Annotated in this window: 18 protein-coding genes and 1 tRNA gene; 10 read left to right on the forward strand and 9 right to left on the reverse strand. The window is 59.0% G+C overall.

Annotated elements, in window-relative coordinates:
* Positions 1–85: 85 nt before the first annotated feature.
* Positions 86–161: transfer RNA gene (locus EGX79_09765), tRNA-Thr, on the reverse strand.
* A 359-nt stretch (positions 162–520) separates the two neighbouring features.
* Here EGX79_09765 and EGX79_09770 point away from each other — a divergent pair.
* The 3 genes from EGX79_09770 to EGX79_09780 all read left to right on the forward strand — a co-directional run bounded on the left by EGX79_09770 (position 521) and on the right by EGX79_09780 (position 3,295).
* The gene (locus EGX79_09770; protein AYX82435.1) at positions 521–2,149 is read left to right on the forward strand and encodes a threonine/serine exporter family protein; all 1,629 of its coding nucleotides are present in this window, start codon (positions 521–523) and stop codon (positions 2,147–2,149) included.
* A 277-nt stretch (positions 2,150–2,426) separates the two neighbouring features.
* Positions 2,427–2,804 (forward strand): hypothetical protein, encoded by a 378-nt coding sequence (locus EGX79_09775; GenBank protein ID AYX82436.1) that lies wholly within the window; start codon positions 2,427–2,429, stop codon positions 2,802–2,804.
* A 14-nt stretch (positions 2,805–2,818) separates the two neighbouring features.
* Positions 2,819–3,295 carry an META domain-containing protein gene (locus tag EGX79_09780; protein AYX82437.1) on the forward strand — a complete coding sequence of 159 codons (477 nt, stop codon included), beginning with the start codon at positions 2,819–2,821 and terminating at the stop codon, positions 3,293–3,295.
* Here EGX79_09780 and EGX79_09785 read toward each other — a convergent pair.
* Positions 3,277–3,900, reverse strand: a complete 624-nt coding sequence (locus EGX79_09785; protein ID AYX82438.1) for a flavin reductase — start codon at positions 3,898–3,900, stop codon at positions 3,277–3,279. The genes EGX79_09780 and EGX79_09785 overlap by 19 nt on opposite strands.
* A 103-nt stretch (positions 3,901–4,003) precedes the next feature.
* Positions 4,004–5,110 carry a LacI family DNA-binding transcriptional regulator gene (locus tag EGX79_09790; GenBank protein ID AYX82439.1) on the reverse strand — a complete coding sequence of 369 codons (1,107 nt, stop codon included), beginning with the start codon at positions 5,108–5,110 and terminating at the stop codon, positions 4,004–4,006.
* A gap of 317 nt (positions 5,111–5,427) precedes the next feature.
* On the opposite strand from EGX79_09790, the gene EGX79_09795 reads away from it, so the two are divergent.
* The 3 genes from EGX79_09795 to EGX79_09805 are packed head-to-tail and all read left to right on the forward strand — an operon-like array spanning position 5,428 to position 8,017.
* Positions 5,428–6,462, forward strand: coding sequence for an ABC transporter substrate-binding protein (locus EGX79_09795; protein AYX82440.1), 1,035 nt, complete (start codon positions 5,428–5,430; stop codon positions 6,460–6,462).
* A 2-nt stretch (positions 6,463–6,464) separates the two neighbouring features.
* Positions 6,465–7,145, forward strand: coding sequence for a metal ABC transporter ATP-binding protein (locus EGX79_09800; GenBank protein ID AYX82441.1), 681 nt, complete (start codon positions 6,465–6,467; stop codon positions 7,143–7,145).
* Positions 7,145–8,017: a metal ABC transporter permease gene (locus EGX79_09805; protein ID AYX82442.1), complete on the forward strand. Its 873-nt coding sequence runs from the start codon at positions 7,145–7,147 to the stop codon at positions 8,015–8,017. The genes EGX79_09800 and EGX79_09805 overlap by 1 nt, the downstream gene beginning before the upstream one ends.
* 556 nt (positions 8,018–8,573) lie before the next feature.
* Here the strand turns inward: EGX79_09805 and rlmB are convergent.
* The 3 genes from rlmB to EGX79_09820 all read right to left on the reverse strand — a co-directional run bounded on the left by rlmB (position 8,574) and on the right by EGX79_09820 (position 11,696).
* Entirely contained in the window at positions 8,574–9,518 is a 945-nt protein-coding gene (gene rlmB, locus EGX79_09810; GenBank protein AYX82443.1) for a 23S rRNA (guanosine(2251)-2'-O)-methyltransferase RlmB, read from the reverse strand.
* A gap of 57 nt (positions 9,519–9,575) precedes the next feature.
* Positions 9,576–10,979: a cysteine--tRNA ligase gene (locus EGX79_09815; GenBank protein ID AYX82793.1), complete on the reverse strand. Its 1,404-nt coding sequence runs from the start codon at positions 10,977–10,979 to the stop codon at positions 9,576–9,578.
* 141 nt (positions 10,980–11,120) lie between these two features.
* Entirely contained in the window at positions 11,121–11,696 is a 576-nt protein-coding gene (locus tag EGX79_09820; protein AYX82444.1) for a CarD family transcriptional regulator, read from the reverse strand.
* 154 nt (positions 11,697–11,850) lie between these two features.
* Here EGX79_09820 and EGX79_09825 point away from each other — a divergent pair, with 154 nt between their 5' ends.
* A complete protein-coding gene (locus EGX79_09825; protein AYX82445.1) occupies positions 11,851–12,537 on the forward strand; it encodes a hypothetical protein in 687 nt (228 codons plus the stop codon).
* A 289-nt stretch (positions 12,538–12,826) separates the two neighbouring features.
* Positions 12,827–14,386, forward strand: a complete 1,560-nt coding sequence (gene radA / locus EGX79_09830; protein ID AYX82446.1) for a DNA repair protein RadA — start codon at positions 12,827–12,829, stop codon at positions 14,384–14,386.
* Here radA and EGX79_09835 read toward each other — a convergent pair.
* Together EGX79_09835 and EGX79_09840 are read right to left on the reverse strand one after the other, a co-directional pair.
* Positions 14,383–15,102 (reverse strand): hypothetical protein, encoded by a 720-nt coding sequence (locus EGX79_09835; GenBank protein ID AYX82447.1) that lies wholly within the window; start codon positions 15,100–15,102, stop codon positions 14,383–14,385. The two genes, radA and EGX79_09835, sit on opposite strands and share 4 nt — an antisense overlap.
* A 4-nt stretch (positions 15,103–15,106) precedes the next feature.
* Positions 15,107–15,754: a carbonic anhydrase gene (locus EGX79_09840; protein AYX82448.1), complete on the reverse strand. Its 648-nt coding sequence runs from the start codon at positions 15,752–15,754 to the stop codon at positions 15,107–15,109.
* Positions 15,755–15,768: 14 nt separating this feature from the next.
* On the opposite strand from EGX79_09840, the gene EGX79_09845 reads away from it, so the two are divergent.
* Complete coding sequence (locus EGX79_09845) at positions 15,769–16,701, forward strand: A/G-specific adenine glycosylase (GenBank protein AYX82449.1); 933 nt, start codon at positions 15,769–15,771, stop codon at positions 16,699–16,701.
* 137 nt (positions 16,702–16,838) lie between these two features.
* Complete coding sequence (locus tag EGX79_09850) at positions 16,839–18,026, forward strand: alpha/beta fold hydrolase (protein AYX82450.1); 1,188 nt, start codon at positions 16,839–16,841, stop codon at positions 18,024–18,026.
* A gap of 237 nt (positions 18,027–18,263) precedes the next feature.
* Here EGX79_09850 and EGX79_09855 read toward each other — a convergent pair whose 3' ends face one another.
* Positions 18,264–20,942 (reverse strand): ATP-dependent Clp protease ATP-binding subunit, encoded by a 2,679-nt coding sequence (locus EGX79_09855; protein ID AYX82451.1) that lies wholly within the window; start codon positions 20,940–20,942, stop codon positions 18,264–18,266.
* Positions 20,943–21,143: the final 201 nt, after the last annotated feature.

Here is a 21,143-nt window from a genome sequence, read left to right on the forward strand (position 1 = left end):
GAGCGACGAAAAAGGACCCAAAAAGGACGCGAGCACCCTTTAAACCAAAGAACCCCAGGCCGGAAAACTTCCTGACCTGGGGTTTTGGAGCCGGAAACGGGACTCGAACCCGTAACCTACTGATTACAAATCAGTTGCGCTACCAATTGCGCCATCCCGGCAACTTTAAAGCGACCTTTTGGCGTTAGCCGTCGCTGGCTCGAAAGAATCAGAGTCAACCTGAGAATCGAACTCAGCTGTGCCGCTGACAGGCGATTGTACAGGTTGGCAAGCAGAAGTTAAAAACGACACCACAGGAAAACTGCAACCGCACTTCTTGAACACTTTTCCACACGCTAAAAGCCCCGCTCAGATAGGCAAATTCACCGCCTCAAAAACGAATTAAGATTCTCGGTCACTGACGGGGTAGTGTGACTATCGCTAAATCACTGGGGCTATGTTTCTGCAACGTCTCCGCATCGCGTCTTTGCAGCATCACTGCAATGCACCCCAGGCAGTATCGGGGAAAGGAAGTGTCGACATGTCATTCGCTGGTGACAGCAATTCCAACGCCGGAGAAAACTCCGCTGCGAAGAATGATCTCTACGACGCTGAAGCCACTGTCTCTTACGACGACACTCCGCAGACCCAGTTTCCTGCAATCGAAGGTCAGTCCACCTTCAAGCAGCGCGTGATTGATTTCGTTTCCGGCCCAACGGCAACTGTCGACCTAGTGCACTCGACTACTACCCCGCTGCCGCTGGCACCGATCGATTATTCCGACCCGAGTCAGGTCACGGCCGTACTCGATCTCGCTGCTCGCATCGGCGGGCTATTGCTGGCATGTGGCTCGGGCAACCGCGATACCGAGCTACAAATTAAGGCCGTGACCTCAGCCTATGGCCTCACCCAAATCCAAGTCGATATCACGTTGACCTCCGTGACGGTCTACCACCTCATCGGCGCGCGCCGTACCCCTATTACCGCGATGCGCGTTGTCACCGCACCAGTGCCCGACTTCGAGCGCTTGCGTCACACCGACCGTGTCATCCGCCGAATTCGCGCGGGCCACCTGAGCTTGGAGGAGGCTATTGAGGCTATCGACAAGGTCGAGCGTGAGCCCGCAAAATACCGCCTCCGCGTCATCTACACTGGCTGGGCATTGCTGGCTTCATCTGTGACAGTGCTGCTCGGCTCGAGTTTCGAGGTCGCCCTTATCGCGGCTGCGGTCACACTGGCCATAGTCATCGTGATTGGTGAACTCGCTGCCCGCGAGTTGCCCACATTCTTTCAGAATGCAGTCGGCGGTCTCATTGCCACGCTCTCCGCTGCTGTGCTCAATGCGGCGCAGGCGTATCTCCCCTTTGAGATGCAGCCATCCAGGCTGATCGCCTCGGGAATTATCGTGATGCTCGCCGGCCTAACCCTCGTGCAAGCACTGCAAGACGGCATCACCGGCGCACCTGTGACTGGCTCCGCGCGCTTCTTCGACACCATGTTGTTGACCGGCGGAATCGTCGCTGGCATCGCAATGGGCATCGAGTTTTCCGGAATGCTGGGCATTCCGCTTCCCGACGTCATCGCGGGTTCTGACCTCAACCTGGCACAGGCGACAGTGAGGGTGATAGCGGGAACTACCGCCTCAATCGCATTTGCGTTGGCCTCGAATGCTGGGTTCACCGCGTTGTCAGTGTCCGGAACGGTCGCTCTGCTGGGGTCGATGACCTACTACTACGTGTTGACTCCACTGGGAGTTCATCCGGTGACCAGCGCAGGCGCGGCAGCAACGCTGATTGGTCTCATCGGTGGCCTGCTGGCACGACGTTGGTCCATCCCGCCGCTGATTACGGCAGTGGCAGGCGTAACCCCGCTGCTTCCGGGTATGACGATCTACCGCGGTATGCACGCACTGCTGCACGACCACCCGACCAAGGGGTTTACGGCGCTAGCCTCAGCGCTAGGCATTGCGACGGCACTAGCTGCGGGTATTGTCCTCGGTGAATGGATGGCGCGCAGGCTCCGTCGCCCTCGCGCACTGCGCGAAGACAGTGGCCTGACCCGTCCAATCCGGGCCGGTATGCGTCGCATCCGTCCTGTGAATCCGCGGAACAAGCCTCGCCGTCCACGCAACTACCGCTTCAAGGGCGGTATGAACCCGCGTGTGGACTAGCCATTCCGCGGGGCAGCCACTGCTCAATCCGCGGGACAGCCGCTGCGTGGACTAGCCGTATCCATGGGAGCATTATCCACACCGCGCGACCTATCAACAACGTGGTAGAATTAGGTTTTTGAATTGTAAGTAGCGCTTAAAGCCGAAACTGCGTCATCACAATCCCATTCCTTCTCCGCTGAACTCGGTTGAGCTCAGTGACGGGAGCATATGGCTAGATGGCTGGCAGAAGTAGGTGTATTGGGCGCAATTAAGGCCATGCTTGCCAGGAGGATTCGTGCCACCGAAGGTCACAGACACTCGCACTGCTCAGAACGAGGCTCTTCACAAGGTCGAAGAAAAGACCGCTGCTGGCGCACGGCGAATTGTGGCTACCTTCGCCGAGGACTTCTACGATGCCGTCACTCTGATGTGCATGCTCGGAGTGGAGAAGGAAGGCCTGAGCTTCAAGAAGGTTCACGAGGAGTACGAGAAGGAAAACGCTCCGAAGACCGCAAAGCGCACACGCAAGTCCACTAAGAAGACTGCAAAGAAGTCGGCCAAGAAGGCAGCAAAGAAGACCACTCGTAAGACGGCGAAGAAGGCTACAAAGAAGGCCGCCAAGAAGACGACGAAGAAGGCTGCTAAGAAGAGCACCAAGAAGGCAGCTAACTAACGGGGTCACGCAGCATGGGGCGGAGCGGGAAAAAGGCGGTTGCCACAGTAGCTGTCGTTGCGGCGGTGTCCATGACGGCTACCGCATGCCAGGCAAAGCCGGCAGCGGAGATCGTCGGCAAGCAGTGGCAGATAACCGCGATTTTTGATGACCCAAACCTGCCCCACGGTGTGCCGGACGGAACGCAGGCACCGACTATTACGCTGGGGCAGACAACATATACTTTCGCTGATTCCTGTGGCAACGGCTCTGGTTCGCTGCAGTGGAAGGGCGAGGCGGTCGAATTCGGCGCCCCGGAGCAGACTCGCAGTTTGGACTGCTCAGACCAGGCGCAGACCTATTCGGAGCGCTTCCACAAGATTGCTGCGGGCGAATTCACCTACAAGCAGGACAACAACGGTCTGCGCATGCGAGAGATGAAAGACCCCAAGCCAGGCGAGGATCGCCGTGGCTGGACTGCGACAACCTCGGGTTACACCGAGGGGCGCTGACGCCACTTCTGATCGACAGGCGCATCGGCGCCGGGGTGAGAAACCCGTGCGTAAGAACCGCGGTGGTAAATGAGCGGATTGATTTCTTCACGCTTGCCGATAGCCACAATATCCGCCGTCACAATCCAGTGATCGCCGCCTTCGTAAACATCGACGACGGTGCAATCAATCCACACGGAGCAGCCGTGCAATAAAGGGTTGCCCAGCTCAGAGCGGGTCCACTTCCCCGTCTTGAACTTTTCGCCATTACTGCGGCCGAAGGCTGCCGAGATATCCTCCTGATCCTCGGCCAACACATTGACGGAGAAGCGTCCAGCGTTCCGTATATGCGGCCAAGACCGCGAGGTCTTCATGACAGTAAACAGAACCATCGGTGGAGTGAGACTCAGCGAGGAAAAAGACTGGCAGGCGAAACCGTACGCTTCGCCTTCATCCTCGGTGGCGATAATGGTCACGCCTGTGGTGAACTCACTCATCGCGCCACGGATAGACATTTCATCCAATTCGACGGGGCCGCCAAGTTCGACATGGTCGTCGCGGGTAGCTTCCGGACTATTGAGAGCCGCAGCTGATTGGTCGGTGCTCGAATTTGTTGAATCTGTCATGTAATAGACCTTAATCTGAATCCGAACACAGTAAAGACGAGGTGGGGTTTACCACCCCAAGAGCCCCCGATAGCGCCACGATGTTGTTACCCTCGTCGGCCCGCTACCCGGCTGACGGTGCCGACGGCGCTGCGGTTGTCGATCCAACGACAAACTCAGTCTCCAACAAGACGCGAGGAGCGCGACCGCTGTCCTCGCGTGCGGCCTCAAGCTCCTCGGCCAGCGCGCGGCCGACGGCAATGCCCTTCTGCCTATTCGGCTGAATTACAGTGGTCAGCTTGTGGAAGAGGGCGCGCTCGATTCCGTCAAAGCCTGTGATGGACAGGTCCTCCGGAACACGAATTCCGTTCTCCTTGGCATATTCCAAGACCGCAATTGCCTGAGTATCCGTGGTACAGACCACCGCCGTGAGATCCGGGTTGTCGGTCAGCAGCTGGCGAGCCGCATCGCGGTTATTCTCGCGGTCATTGAGGTGGCGCTCGATGATAGGCACATCCACCTGCTGAATACCAGCCTCGGCAAGCGCTTCCAGCGCACCTTCGACGCGGTTCTTCTGCACCTGGTGATGAGCTTCTGCCAGCCGCTTCTCCGTGACATATCCCGAGTTCGGGGTACGCGACAATCGCACTGACAAGATTCCCACCTTGCGATGTCCCAGTTCAGTCAGGTGTCGCACCGCGGGCTTGATGGCCTCACGGTCATCGATGCCCACAAACGGTAGAGCCACCGCATCTGCAGGCTGGTCGCACACGACCGTCGGCAAGCCACGGGCGCGCACGGCAGCGAGGAACGGGTCGTTGTCCGCGACGGAGTAGACCACGAAACCGTCGACCACCGCTTGCCGAATCAGATTGAGATCTACGTCCCCGCCCTCCTCGGAGGAAGCTGGAATGACCAACATGGAGTCGCCCATTTCGCCGAGCTCCTCTGCGAGGCCGGCGAGAAAATCCACCGACGCAGGGTCTTCAAAAGCGAACGGGAGGTGCTCGGTGAACAGCACGCCGATGGCGCCAACCCGGCGCATGCGCAGACCGCGAGCCATTGGGTCCGGCCCGGGATAGCCAAGCCGCTCCGCAGTTTCCAAGATGTGCTCCCGCAACTTCTCCGAGAGCTGGTCAGGACGGTTGTAAGCATTAGACACAGTCGTGCGCGAGACCCCAAGTTCTGCAGCGATGGAAGCCAAGGTGCCACGACGACGCCGACTTTGCACGGAATACCGACCCTTCTTGAAAAACCAACAGCGACTGCCCGCTCAGATATCTTCGTCCAGCTACCTCAGGTAGAAAACCTCGATTTTATGGAAAAGAACTACAACGAGCATCACACGCATCTAATCGCGGACAACTTTACCCAACGAATGTGCGCGACTGTCATTTCGGCCACTCCGGCAGAGGCCCGCCTTGTGACTGGGTCTCCGCAGCCCCTACTATGTTATTTGAACTAAAAGACAACTGTTTTCAATAGCGGTTAATGCTCAGGAGCTGAATAAAAGGAATAATTCAGCCCGCAACAGGATTGGATACATATATGAAGGCACGCTTTTCCACGCGCATCGCGGCGCTAGTCGCCAGCGCCGGCCTCGTCGCAGGTCTCGGCGCATGCTCCAGCAATGATGACAGCGCTACGTCCGCGGGCAAGTCCGAAGACACCATTAAGGTGGTCACCTCCACCAAGGTCTGGGCAGACGTCGCCGACGCAGTCACCGACGACGAGAAGGTCTCCATCGACCCGATTATCGCGTCCAACGACATCGACCCTCACTCCTACGAACCGGCCGCAGCCGACATGGCAAAGGTAGGGGACGCCGATATTCTCGTCGCAGGTGGCGGGCATTACGACGCATGGCTGACCTCCTCTCTGCGTGACGCAAAGGACAAGGTCATTATCTCTGCGCTGCCGCAGGAAGAAGGCCATGACCACGAACATGACCATGATCACGAGGGCCACGACCACGACCACGACCACGAAGGTCACGACCATGATCACGAGGGCCACGAGCACGACCATGAAGGCCACGAGCATGATGGCGAAGGTCACGACGACCACGAAGGCCACGAGCACCACCACCATGACGGCGAAGCCAACGAACACGTCTGGTACGACACCGATGCGGTTGAAGAAACTGCAGAGCAGCTCGCCGAAGCTCTGACCAAGATGGGCGCCAAGGCCGACACCAAGGCTGTCGACAAGGAAATCAAGGACATCGAAGAGGCCAAGAGCAAGCTCGAGGCCGCTAAGGTTGCTCAGGTTCACCCGCTGGCCGATGACATCCTGAAGGACACGAAGATCAAGGACATCACCCCGAAGGGCTACCGTCAGTCCACGCTGAATGAGTCCGAGCCGTCGGCAAGCGATGTCAATGAAATGCTCAAGCTGATCGAGTCCGGCGAGCTGGACTACCTCATCGACTCGCCACAGACCCACGACCAGGTCTCGCAGCGACTCGTCGAGGCAGCCAAAGCAAAGGGCGTTAAAATCGTCGATGTTTTTGAGTCACCCAGCACTGACCAGTCGTTCTTTGACCTCTACAAGCAAACCCTTTCCGATATGGAGTCCGCATAACTTTGCCCTCACTGACTTTTACTGACGCAGCCGTCGAACCGCTGTGGTCCGGTCTGAATTTGGATATCGAGCCCGGCGAGTTCTTGGCCATCCTGGGTCCGAACGGCGTCGGCAAATCCACGCTGCTGACCACCGCCCTTGGCATGCGACGGCTGACTCACGGTTCAGTAAAAGTCGACGGAAACCTGGGCTACATTCCGCAGCAGCGGATGTTCGAGCCCTCGCTGCCCATTCGGGTTCGCGACCTCGTCGAGCTGGCGGCCGGCAAGAACCGCTCCGCCACCGACCAGATGCTGGACTTTGTCGGCGCAACGGGTATTGCGGACCGTCGTGTCGGCACGCTCTCTGGCGGTCAGCAACAGCTTGTGCGCCAGGCGCAGGCGCTCGTTTCGGCACCGGATTTTTTGCTTTGCGACGAGCCTCTGCTCTCCCTCGACCCTGCGGCACAACGGACCACGGTCGAGCGCCTGGACCGGCATCGCCGGGAAAATGACACGGCAGTCGTCTTTGTCACCCACGACATCAACCCCATCCTGGGCGTCTGTGACCGGGTGCTCTACCTGACGCCGCATGGACATGCGGTCGGATCGGTCGAGGAAATTATCACCTCAGAGACGCTCTCGGAGCTCTACCAAACCAAAATTGTGGTTGCCCGTGTCGAGGGAAAGTTGGTTATCGCCTAATGACCCTACTGGCTCAGTATTTCTCCGACACCGCCGCTCTACTCCAGGTCGGCTTCGTCCACAATGCCCTCATTGCAGCGGCACTGCTTGGGCTGATTTCCGGCATCATCTCGCCCCTGATTGTCATGCGGCAGATGAGCTTCACGGTCCACGGCACCAGTGAGCTGGCACTCATGGGCGCATCCGCGGCTCTATTACTGGGTGTCAGTGTCAGCAGCGGCGCCATTATCGGCTCGGTGCTCATCGCAATAGTCCTGGCAGCACTGTCGCTTCGAGGGCGCCAAGATGCGGTTGTGGGCGTGGTTTTGAGCTTCGGCATGGGCTTATCGGTGCTGTTTATCCACCTCTACCCTGGCCGGACAAGTACCGCGTTTTCACTTCTCACCGGCCAGATCATTGGTCTGACTGACACTTCTCTATGGACGATGGCCATCGTCGCGGTCATCGTCGTCGGCGGCGTTGCCTGGAAATGGCGGCCGCTGCTATTCGCCTCCGCTGACCCCATCATGGCCGCCGCCTGTGGTGTCAACGTCAAGGCGCTATCGATCTACTTCGCGATTCTCACCGGTCTCGTCGCCGCCCAGGGCGTGCAAATTGTCGGCTCCCTGCTCGTCATCGCCCTGATTATCACCCCGGGTGCCGCGGCCGCATTCGTCACTGCCTCGCCGGTGAAGGCCATCATCCTGTCGACCATCTTCGCCGAGGTCGCGGCTGTCGGCGGCATCGTCCTCTCGCTCGCACCGGGCATCCCGGTCAGCGTTCTAGTGACGACAATCGCGTTTGTCCTCTACCTGATTTGCTACGCCATCGGAACGGTGCAGTCGCGTAAGGCAACGCGTGACGACGTTCAGGCTGCCAAGTGGAGCAAATAGACACATACGCTTTTCGGAGTGGCTTTTAAAACAACAAAAACATCGGGCAGCTCCTCGAGTGACGATTGCGGAGAAGGTGCGTCCACCTCCCCTCTCGCCACCGAGGGGCTGCCCGTATTTTTACTGGATTCTCTAAAAGCAGACTCCAATACCCCCGCTCTTTTTAAGACTGCGAGGCTGCCGAAATGGGGTGACCCGGCAGACAGAAAAACTAACGCTGAGGATGTCGTGGTCTGACATCTCAGTGACCCAAAAGCTAGCTGTACAAGCCACCGCTAGGTCCGTGAGCATCCCTAAATTACGGCCAATTACGCCCCCATTTCTAGGAGCATGATTTGCCCGCCCTCCCCTTCAGGAAACTACGGATAATTTTCTGTTGGAAGTGATAATAACGCCGTCATTTCTGCAGCGCACGCCGGAAATAGAATTATCTTTAAAGCGCTGAACTACTGGGGGTAGCCATAAGTACCGGCCGCCATTTAGAACGCAAAATACCCCACGTAAACGCCATTACTATGACGAATTGGTAATGGTGCCTACGGGGGTATCAAATGCGCTACTGGCTACTCTTTGCCCGGCGCTGGCGGGCAAACTCACTCAGAGTCACGCCGGCAGCAACGGAAGCGTTGAGCGACTCAACCCAACCGGTCATCGGAATGGACATGATGGTGTCACAGGTATCGCGCACCAGGCGCGAAAGTCCCTTGCCCTCGGAGCCGACGACCATAACCACCGGGGTGGTGCCGTCGTAAGTGTCCAGAGTGTGATCGCCACCGGCATCCAGTCCAACGACCTGGTAACCAGCCTTCTGGAACTGCTTGAGCGAGCGCACCATGTTGGTCGCCCGCGCAACCGGCAGACGCGCAGCAGTACCAGCAGAGGTACGCCAGGCGACGCCCGTAATGGCAGCCGAGCGACGCTCCGGAATCACCACACCGTGACCACCAAAGGCCGCCACCGAGCGAATGACCGCACCCAGGTTACGCGGATCAGTGATGTTATCCAGGCAGACGATAAGGCCCGGCTCACCGGTCTGGGCCACAGAATCAATCAGATCTTCGACAGATGCGTACTTGTACGGCGGAATCTGCAGGCCGATACCCTGGTGCATGGTGTTGCCGGTCATGGTGTCCAACTCGTGGCGGGGTACCTCGCGAATCGGGATACCACGGGAGTTAGCAATACGCACTGACTCCTGCAGGCGCTCGTCATTGTCGGTACCCAGCGCCACAATCAGCGCGGCCGCTGGCACCTTTGCATGCAGGCACTCCACGACCGGGTTACGGCCAACTACCAGCTCGGTGCCATCCCCCTTGCGCTCATGACGCCCCGAGTCACGGCGGCGCTTCTCTTTCGCCCGCTTATGAGCTGCGTGATAAACGCGGTCCTCTGCTTTCGGGGTCGGCCCCTTGCCACGCAAGCCACGCTTTTGGCCACCGGAGCCGCCAACGTTCTTCTTGCTTGCCTTGCGCACTGCACCACGACGACCGTTGCCTGCCATAGCTACCTGCTTCCTGTTGTTAATAGTTTTCTTTAGCCTAAAGCCAGCTTTTCAGCCCTAGTCAGCGACAGACCATGCTGGACCATCCGCGGTATCAGTTACCTCGATACCCGCTTCCTTCAGGCGGTCGCGCACAGCATCAGCCGTAGCCCAGTCCTTCTCTGCACGAGCCCGGGTGCGTTCCTCCAACTGGTGCTCAACCAGCACACCGAGCGCATGCATTGCTGCATCAGAACCGGAATCGGAGGTTGCCCACTGCTCATTCAGCGGATCGAATCCAAGGACTGCGGCCATAGCGCGGACAGCACCGGCAATCTCCTTGGCCTTGGTCTCGTCGCCGTCGGCAAGCGCCTGATTGCCTCCACGAACAGCGTTGTGGATTTCTGCGAGCGCGCGCGGGACAGCGAGGTCGTCGTCGAGCGCTGCTTCGAACGCCGGCGTCCACTCACCGATTTCGATATCGCCGAGCTTATCGACGGCACGGTGCATAAACGCCTCGATACGACGGTAGCCCGCTGCCGCTTCCTGCAGAGCCTCCTCGGAGTACTCCAGCACGGAGCGGTAGTGCGCACTGCCGAGGTAGTAACGCAGCTCAACCGGACGAACCATGGTCAAAATGTGCGGCACAGACAAAACGTTGCCGAGCGACTTCGACATCTTTTCACCGGACATGGTGACCCAGTGATTGTGCATCCAGTAGCGAGCAAAGCCGTCGCCGGCTGCGTGCGACTGCGCAATCTCGTTTTCATGATGCGGGAACTGCAGGTCGAGGCCGCCACAGTGGATGTCAAACTCCGAGCCCAAGTAGTAGGTGGCCATGGCGGAGCACTCCAGGTGCCAGCCCGGCCGGCCATTGCCCCACGGCGTCGGCCACGAGGGCTCGCCCGGCTTAGCCGCCTTCCACAGTGCGAAATCGTGCGCACCGCGCTTGCCCGGAGTATTGGTCTCGCCCTGCTCCATCTCGTCGACGCGGTTGCCGGACAGGCTGCCGTAGTCGCTGCCTTCAGCCTTGGACCAGGCATCCACGTCGAAATAGACGCTGCCGTCGACGGCGTAGGCGAAGCCGTTATCCATCAGACGCTGCATGTACTCCACCATCTGAGTGACATGTCCGGTGGCACGCGGCTCAACGCTCGGCGGAAGAACACCGAGCTGGTTGTAGGCCCAGGTAAATTCGCGCTCAAAGCGGGAGACCCACTCCCACCAAGGGCGGCCGTGCTCGGCGGCCTTATTCAAGATCTTGTCATCGATATCGGTGACGTTACGCACAAACGCGACGTCATACCCCTTGGCGATCAGCCAACGGCGCAAGATATCAAAGGCCACGCCAGAGCGAACATGGCCAATGTGCGGCTGAGCCTGCGGAGTCGCACCGCACAGGTAAATGGAGGCATGCCCCTCGCGGAGAGGCTCAAAATCCTTCAGTTGGCGGGTTGCGGTATCGAAGATTTGAAATGTCACAGCCCCGAGCATAGCGGGGAAATAGATACGGGTGAAAAAGAGAAAACGGCTAGCGCACACGGGCAATGTGTGTGCGCTAGCCGTTATCCGGAAAAGTGCAGAAAATCCCTACTGGGTGGAAAACCGATAAGGGGGCTCGACTTATGCGTCTGCGTCCAGGTCCACCGGCTTATCGTCGGCTTCATCCTTCTTCTCACCAGCGGCACCTTCCTGTGCCAGCGCGCGGTGACGCTCGATAGTGGCATCGACGCGGGCAAAAACTTCCTCGACCTTGGCCTCATCAACGCCGTCGGCAAGCGCGAGCTCACCGACGAGAACCTGGCGAGCCTTGCTCAACATACGCTTTTCGCCGGCGGACAGACCGCGGTCCTGATCGCGGCGCCACAGGTCACGAACCACCTCAGCGACCTTGTTAATGTCGCCCGAACCCAGGCGCTCCTGGTTGGCCTTGTAGCGACGAGACCAGTTGCCGGCCTCTTCCACGTCGGTCTCACGTAGCACGGAGAAGACCTTCAGCAGTCCCTCTTCACCAACAACATCGCGGACACCGACCAGCTCGGCATTCTTGGCGGGCACCTGGATATTCAGATCACTCTGCAGAATCTGCAGTACAAGGTACTGAACGGTCTCACCGTTAAGCTCTCGTTCAATGATGTTTTCGATTTTCGCAGCTCCGTGGTGCGGATAAACTACGGTATCGCCAATGCTGAATTCCATGTAATGCACACGCCCTTTCCAACGGCCTTCCACCCTATCATGTCCCCCCATGATTTTACGGGTAGTATGAGAACATCTTAGGAAGACACTAAGGTGTTCTTTAAATACTGAAAATCCTATCGCCCATCCTCAAGCTACTGGAGGAAATCTAGTCATGGCCTTCAAGTCCGTACTTCGCCGCAGCGCTCTCATCACCGTCTCCGCAGCATCTGCAGTTGCACTTGCTGCCTGTGGCGCCGGTCAGATTTCGCAGACCGCAAATCAGCACCCGGCTGTCGACGGTGCGATGAACGGCGGCGAAGATGCTGCCGGCAAGGGTGCTGAGAACACCAACTCGGCTCTTGGCTTCGTCAACATCCGCGACGCTCACATCCTGGTTGACCCGGAGGCTGGTACCGCTGGTCTGAAGTTCTCCGCCAGCAACCAGCAGCGCGCTACCGAGTCGGTCTACACGCTGAAGTCCGTCACCGTTGAAGGTATCGGCGAGGTTGAGCTGAAGAAGGTCGCTGAGACTCCTTCCTTCGCTAAGGCTGCCAAGGGCGAGAACTCCTTGCCGCGCGAGTGCCAGATTGTTGCCGGCCCGAAGTCCGTCATCGATCCGCTGGCTAAGACCGCTAAGGACAACACCGGCTGCATCGCGTACTACACCAATGAGCTGGACCCGGCCACCCTGGTTGGCGACAAGAGCAGCGCTGCTGGCCAGAACCGCGAGGCCACCTTCGAGTTCACTGACCCGCAGGGCAACACCAACACCTACGACCTGGACATCACCGTCTCCGCTGACATTCTGGAAGCTGGCGCACCGAACCGCGGTGCTGACGGCATGATTGAAACCAAGTAAGCGCAGTACAGCGCGTTCCCTGCGCTGTTCGTGCGCAGCGCACTATCAGCGCTGGTACAGCGCAGTCCTGTCCCGCAAATAACGCGAGGAGCTTCATCGAGCGGGCATGGGCGATTGGTCGCTTGATACGGGCCACGGCGGTACAGTCAGTCCTTGACACATGTCATTGACTCTGCCCTGGCCCGTTCTCGCGTATCTGGGGCAATTTTTTAGCGACATTTCCCGCACATCCCGCACCAAACGTTGTCGGGTCTGTCGCCCCCTCGTTTGAAGCAAAGGTGGTTGCACCGTGGCCAAGACCAAAGACGAAGCCTACGAATGCTCGGCATGCGGTTGGCAGGTGTCAAAATGGGTCGGCCAATGTCCCAACTGCAAAGAGTGGGGCACGCTGGAGAAGGTCACTATCCGCTCCAGCAGCGGGAAGTCCGGCTCCACCCTTGAGGACAAAATCGCCGCCCGGGCAGCCAAGCAACGTCGCCGGAGTGCTGCCGCAACGGAGCCCGGCACGCGGGGCGGTCGTCGTAAAGCATCTTCCACTTCCGTCGCGGCTGAGAGCCAGCGTTTAGCACAGCGCGCGCTTGACGACGAGGCGGAGGAACGTTTCCTCGCCGAGACATCCGCAACAGATCGAATCCCCACTTCTTCTTCTGAGCTGACGGCCATTACCGGGATTTCCGCCAAGGCTGCGCACGCGGTGCGCACGGGCATCGGTGAGCTGGATCGGGTGCTCGGTTCGGGTATTGTGCCGGGTTCGTTGGTGCTCTTGGCCGGCGAGCCGGGGGTTGGTAAGTCGACGTTGCTGCTGGAAGTGGCCTATCGCTGCGCGGAAGGCGATTTGGGGCCGACACTTTACGTCACAGGTGAGGAGTCGGTCGGTCAGGTGCGGCTGCGTGCCGAACGCACTGGCGCGCTGTCGGACTCGCTGTACCTGTCGGCGGTGTCGAATATCGAGGACGTCATCGATCTGACGCTAGAGCTCTCCCCCGGTCTGCTCATTGTGGACTCCGTGCAGACGATGCGTGCCGACGTCGAAGGTGCTCGCGGTGGCGTTGCTCAGGCCCGCGCCGTAACCTCTGCCCTGGCGGCGTTGGCAAAGGAGACCGGGACTGCGATTTTCTTAGTAGGGCACGTGACCAAGGACGGCAATGTGGCCGGCCCGCGCACGATGGAGCACCTGGTTGATGTGGTGCTCAACTTCGAAGGCGATAGACACTCGGGGCTACGCTTCTTGCGGGGTCTGAAAAACCGCTTCGGCAGCACCGATGAGGTGGGCTGCTTCGAGCAGACCGCGGGCGGTATTGCGGAAGTTGAGGATCCCTCGGGGCTGTTTTTGCATCACCGAACGCCGACCTCGGGAACTGCAATTACCGTGGCCATGGATGGCCGCAGACCGCTGCTGGCGGAGGTGCAGGGCCTGGTAATCAACACTGAGGCACATAATCCACGACGCAATGTCTCTGGTCTCGACCCGAGGCGCGTGCCGATGGTCGCGGCCGTGCTGACTGAACACGGTAACTTCAAGCAATTAGCCCGCATGGAGATGTACGTGTCCACCGTCGGCGGAATGACGCTGTCGGAGCCTGCCGCGGACCTGGCGATTGCGCTGGCACTGGCCTCATCCATGACTAAGCGGACCTTCCAGGACAAAACCATTGCACTCGGCGAACTGGGGTTGGCCGGCGAAGTGCGGCGAGTGACCGATTTGGAGTGGCGCCTTAAGGAAGCTCATCGAATGGGCTTCGACACGGCAATTGTGCCCAGAGGCGCAAAAGGCCCGGCAGGGATGCAACTGCTGGAAGCAGGCACCGTTGCCGAGGCCATTGAGCTTGGGTTAGGAGCTAAGCGCTAGCGCACGTTGAACGTGTAGGCGTCAGAGTTGTTGTCACCAATCACGCCGTAGAAGATGTACGACCCGGAGGGAACTGGGACCCGGTCTTCTTCGGAGCACTTGTTCGGCGCCGAGGTCAGACGCGACCAGGTGGCGGCATAGTTGACTTCCTCGCCCGGTGCCAATACCAGTTCACCGTGGCCTTCGGAGTCATTGCAGTCCACATCCGACCAGACTCGCTCATACGTTGCCAGGTCGTACACCTCGAAGCGCAACTGCTGCTCATCAAGGTTCACGCGGCATTCACCGCCGGTGGGATTGTGGACGGTAATCGCCAGAGTCGGCTGCTCATCGCCGTAGTTCGGCTGATCCGAGGTGGCCGTCACCTGCAGATCTGCAAGGGTACAGTCCTTTTTGCTCGCAAGCGCCGCCTGAGCGTTATCCTTCGCGGAGTCTTCGCCTTCCTTGTCGCCCTTCTTGGCGTCCTTGTCAGACTTGTCAGACTTGTCGTTCTCCGAGTCCTTGTCAGACTTAAGCGCGTAAGGTTCCTTGGGCTGTTCCGGAGGAGTCACCTCTTTCCCGTCATCCCTGGTGACATTCACCGGTTCAGAATCCTCGCTGTCCCGGTTTACCAGTGCGGAAATACCCCAGCCCAGGAGAACGAGGATGATAACGAGCAACACCGCCGCGGCGATACGCCGACGCCGGTAGATTTCTGGAGGCAGCTTATTGGTCACACATTTAGGTTAGCGGGTTCTCGCTGACTCCATGGGTAACGACGGTCTCAGCGCGTCCGTCCTCCAAGCGGTACCGCATACCGACAACGCCTACCTCGCCGGTCACCAAGCGCGACGAAATCTCCGGAGAGCGATCAATAATGTGATTAACAATCTCGCGCACGTGGCGACGCTCAAATTCGTCGATTTCAGTCTCGCCATCCTTGCGAGCCGCCAGCAGCGACGGGGTGACTTTCTCAATCAGCACACGCTGGAAACCACCCGGCAGTTCGCCACCATCCAGTGCATTCTTCGCCGCAGCCACAGCGCCGCAGGACTCGTGACCGAGAACAATCACCAGCGGAACTCCAAGACCATCAACTGCGAATTCCAGCGAAGCCAGCACCGACAGGTCAGTAATCTCACCGGCAGTACGGATCACAAATACATCGCCCAAGCCCTGATCGAAAATAATCTCCACCGGAGCGCGGGAATCCGAGCAAGCCAGCACAACGGCCTTCGGCTTCTGCCCCTGCGTCAGCTGCTTACGACGAACCAAGTCCTGGCGAGGATGCGCAGTCTTGCTCTCGCAGAAGCGGAGGTTTCCGCGCACCATCGATTGCCATACACTCTCAGGAGTCCTCTCAGAATTGCTCATAGCTATATTGTGCAACGACTCTGCTGTTTATGGGAAAGCGAGAAGGTAGATTGACCTCTGCAATTAACCAATCCGACGACTTCGACGAACACGTCGATGCCGCCTTACGTGATTGGTATCGCACCAACATGCGGCCACTTCCCTGGCGCGAAGAAGGCACTTCACCATGGGCTGTGCTCGTCAGCGAAGTGATGAGTCAACAGACTCCCGTCGCCCGCGTCATCCCCTCCTGGCGCGCCTGGCTGGAAAAATGGCCCACCCCAGCCGATTTGGCAGTCGCGCCCAAGGATGAAGTCCTACGTATGTGGGGAAAACTCGGCTACCCCCGACGTGCACTCCGGCTGCGTGAATGCGCAGAAAAGATCGTCGAAAAGCACGACGGCGAAGTACCAAGCGACGTGAACACACTGTTAGCCCTTCCGGGGGTAGGAGACTACACAGCTCGGGCAGTAGCGGCGTTTGCTTTTGGCGCGCGCACGCCGGTGGTGGACATCAACGTGCGCCGCGTACTCCGGCGACACCGCCAGGGCACGTACCTACCCGGCATCGCCAAACGCACAGACATGACGCTCGTCAAAGAGTTCCTACCACTCGACCCCACGACTGCGGCCGAGACCTCTGTCGCACTCATGGAACTCGGCGCTACTGTCTGTCGAACGACACCCGAGTGCGAGGCCTGCCCCATCGCCACCAGTTGCGCCTGGATTGCCGCCGGTCGCCCCGAACCCGAAGACCACGAAATCGCCGCTGCGAAACGGCGCGTGCAGAAGTTCGAAGGCACCGACCGTCAAGTCCGGGGCTTGCTTCTCGACGTGCTCCGCGCCGCCGACTCCCCCGTCGAACAGACCGCTCTGGATGCGGTCTGGGATGATACGCATCAGCGTTCCCGCGCATTGTTTTCCCTGCTTGACGACGGACTTGCGGAGCAAACCTCCGATGGCCGCTTCCAGTTGCCCCGTTAGAACCCAGACAATGCTCCGGTAAAGACCAGATTCGAACAAGTGCGTTGCCTAGAATTGGGAACATGAATGCCACGCCCCATCGACCTCAGCGCCAGCGCTGTCTCTTTGGGGCTAGTAAACGCAGAATCGCGCTGAGCATGGTACTTGGAGTTGCTCTTCTGAGCTCTAGCGTGGGAACGCTCGGTGGTTGCTCGGCGGTGGATGGTCTAGGAGCAACTGGCTTCGGTTCCTCGGATTCTGACTCTTCTACGGTGAAGCGATTGCCTCCAGGTCAGGTAATTACGAAGACGCCATTTCCGGTCAATGCGCCCGCACGCGCACAGCGGGTCGTGTTTTCCTCCACAGGCGCACGCGACCACCGCCAGACAGCCGTGTCCGGCACGATTTTGCAGCCCTATACCCGCTGGTCGGAGAAATCCCCGCGCCCACTGGCAGTAATTGCACCTGGAACTCTCGGTATGGCTGATAACTGTGCCAGTTCGGTTGCCCTGCGCTACGAAGCGCCTCCGACGCCTCCGGCACCTCAGTTGCTGGCACAGGGATGGAATGTTGCCATCGTGGATTACCAGGGGCTCGGCACGCCTGGGGTACATCCGTATCTCAACCGTGAGGTTGCCGGGAATAACACGCTCGATATGGCGCGAGCGGCTATTGAAACTTTACAACTGCCTACAGACACTCCCATTGCGCTGTTCGGCTACTCACAGGGCGGAGGCGCCACCGCTGCAGCGGCCGAGCTCGCCGATGAGTATGCCTCGGAGCTGAACATCCGCGCTGTTTACGCCGGGGCTATTCCGGCCGATCTCACCGACACTGCACTGCATATTCGCGGCTCGGCGCTGGCGGGGCTCGTCGGTTACTTCATGAACGGCTTGATTGCAGAGTACCCAGAGGCAAAAGAACCAATCGAGCGCATGCTGAGCCCGCTGGGGCAGGATTTCCTGAAGCTCACGGCCGATGAATGCATTGGCGCCACTGTCGAACGTTGGCCTCGCAATGACACCAAGGCATTTACGGCCAACGACTTGGGGATAGCGGAGAATCTGCGCTCGCCGGAGCTCTCCCCCGTCGTTCGGCGCCACGTGGAAGAACAAGCTCTGGGGACAAAGACTCCCAGTATGCCCGTATTCGTTACCCATAACGCGTTGGATGATGTGTTACCCGTGACGTCGGCACGCAAACTTGTGCAGAAATGGCAAAAGGCCGGCGCCGACATCACCTACGTGGAGGTCGACACTGACCTCGGTGATGGGACGCACGGCCTTGCCTACGTGCTCACCCACGACGAGATGCTTGCGTGGGTGAATCAGAAAATGGGGTACTAGTGTGCTAGCGCACTAGCTGTACTGACGGTGAAATGCTCACCGACAGCCATCAGCCACTAACTACTTCTTCTTCCAACGACCGCGGAAGGTCAGGCCCTTGCCCAGTCGGACGGTGTAACCGCCGCGGCTGTTAATGGTCACCGGACCGATACGCTTAGAACCAGAGACTCCCGAACCCGAGTAGTTCAGCCACGTGTCCTTGTCCAGGTTCTGCTTCTTGCGAAATTGGAGCCCCATTTAGTTCTCTCCCTCGGAGTTATCGGATTCGACCTCGGCAGCGGCCTGGTCGGCAGCACCTTCGATGTCGTCGGCTTCAACACTCAGGGTGCCATCAGCGCTGCCGAGAACGTCCTTGTCTTCCTCAGACTCCCCCAGAGCACCGCCGTCGGCATCAACGTTCCCGGCCTTGCCCTTGTTGGTGAAGGTGAACTTCGCCTTGTCGACGTCCTTGGACTCGCCATCCCAGCCTTCGACATCGATGAAGACGGTCTCGCCGAGACCGACCTCACCGTAGAGAATCTTCTCGGAGAGCTGATCCTCAATCTCGCGCTGGATCGTGCGACGCAGCGGACGGGCACCGAGCACTGGATCAAAGCCACGCTTGGCCAGCAGGTTCTTGGCGCGGTCGGAAATCTCCATGGTGATGCGCTTCTCGTCGAGCTGGTCGCTGACGCGGGCCAGCATAAGGTCGACCATCTGGACAATCTCAGCCTGGCTCAGCTGCTTGAAGACCACAATCTCGTCGATACGGTTCAGGAACTCCGGACGGAAGTGCTTCTTCAGCTCGTCGTGGACCTTGTCCTTCATCCGCTCGTACTTGCCATCTTCATCGGCCTCGCCGACCCCCGAGAAGCCCATACCAACAGCCTTGGAAATGTCGCTGGTACCCAGGTTCGAGGTGAAGATCAGAACCGTGTTCTTGAAGTCCACCACTCGACCCTGCGAGTCAGTCAGACGACCGTCTTCCAGGACCTGCAGCAAGGTGTTGTAAATCTCCTTGTGGGCCTTCTCAATCTCGTCGAAAAGCACGACGGAGAACGGCTTGCGGCGCACCTTCTCGGTGAGCTGGCCGCCCTCTTCGTAGCCGACATATCCGGGAGGAGCACCGAAGAGGCGCGAAGCGGTGAAGCGGTCGTGGAACTCACCCATATCAATCTGAATGAGTGCGTCTTCCTCACCAAAGAGGAACTCGGCCAGGGCCTTCGACAGCTCGGTCTTACCAACACCAGACGGGCCGGCGAAGATAAACGAACCGGACGGACGCTTCGGGTCCTTCAGACCAGCGCGGGTACGACGAATAGCGCGGGAGACAGCACTGACGGCCTCTTCCTGACCGATAATGCGCTTGTGCAGCTCATCCTCCATGCGCAGCAGACGCGAGGACTCTTCCTCGGTGAGCTTGAACACCGGAATGCCAGTCCAGGAAGCCAGGACCTCCGCAATCTGCTCCTCACCAATCTCAGCGATGGTGTCGGACTCGCCCGCACGCCACTTCTTCTCGCGCTCGCGGCGCTCTTCGCCCAGCTTGCGCTCCTTGTCGCGCAGACCAGCTGCCTTCTCAAAGTCCTGCTCGTCGATGGCGGCTTCCTTCTGGCGGCGCACATCGGCGATCTTGGAGTCAATCTCCTGCAGGTCAGCCGGGGCAGTCATGCGCTTGATGCGCATGCGAGCACCGGCCTCATCGATCAGGTCAACGGCCTTATCCGGCAGGAAGCGGTCGTTGATGTAGCGGTCGGAGAGCGTAGCTGCGGCAACCAGAGCCTTGTCCGAGATGGATACGCGGTGGTGAGCCTCGTACTTATCGCGGACACCGCGCAGAATCTCGATAGTGAGATCCACACTCGGCTCCGGCACGTTCACCGGCTGGAAACGACGCTCAAGAGCGGCGTCCTTCTCAATGTGCTTACGGTACTCATCCAAAGTGGTAGCACCGATGGTCTGCAGCTCACCGCGAGCCAGCTTCGGCTTCAGAATCGAGGCTGCATCAATTGCGCCCTCGGCGGCACCGGCACCAACCAGCGTGTGAATCTCGTCAATAAACAGGATGATGTCACCGCGCTGGTTAATCTCCTTGAGCACCTTCTTCAGACGCTCCTCGAAGTCACCGCGGTAACGGGAACCCGCAACCAGCGAGCCCAGGTCGAGAGAGTAAAGCTGCTTATCCTTCAGCGTCTCCGGCACACGACCGTTGACAATGTCCAGTGCAAGCCCCTCCACGACGGCGGTCTTACCAACACCAGGCTCACCAATCAGCACAGGGTTGTTCTTGGTGCGACGAGAAAGAACCTGCATAATGCGCTCGATTTCTTTCTCGCGGCCAATAACCGGATCCAGCTTGCCCTCACGTGCAGCAACGGTCAGGTTACGACCGAACTGATCAAGCACCAGCGAACCCGACTGGTGGTTACCCTCCTGCACACGAGCGCCGGAAGTAGCACCGACCGGACGCTGCTCCGGAGAACCATCGGACTCATCGCCCTGGAAACCGCTGAGCAGCTGAATAACCTGCTGACGTACGCGCGGCAGGTCAGCGCCGAGCTTAACCAGGACCTGAGCAGCAACACCTTCGCCCTCACGAATCAGGCCGAGCAGCAGGTGCTCAGTACCGATGTACTTGTGACCCAGCTGCAGAGCCTCGCGCAGAGAGTACTCCAGCACCTTCTTTGCACGCGGGGTAAACGGCACGTGACCGCTCGGCGGCTGGGAGCCACGACCAATAATGTCGACTACCTCAGAGCGCACAGCATCCAGGGAAATACCCATGGACTCCAGCGCCTTGGCAGCTACACCGTCGCCTTCACTAATCAGGCCGAGCAGGATGTGCTCCGTGCCGATGTAATTGTGATTGAGCTCGCGTGCCTCATCCTGTGCCAGGACGACAACGCGACGTGCTCGGTCCGTAAACCTCTCGAACATCACTGCCCTTTCAAGTGTCTATTTTTGCCGTAATTCAATAAAGGTTGTTTCACCTAGCTTAAACGCGACGCGACACAGATTAATCCCTATAGCCGTACGCCAGTAGCGAACAGCCTGGTCGAGAGAGGTATCACTGCTCGTACGGCAGCAAAAGCTCCCGGCGGCAATGCCACCGGGAGGAAACGAATGTTGGAATGAATT

Source organism: Corynebacterium jeikeium (genome assembly GCA_003955985.1).
Taxonomy (GTDB): Bacteria; Actinomycetota; Actinomycetes; order Mycobacteriales; family Mycobacteriaceae; genus Corynebacterium; species Corynebacterium jeikeium_D.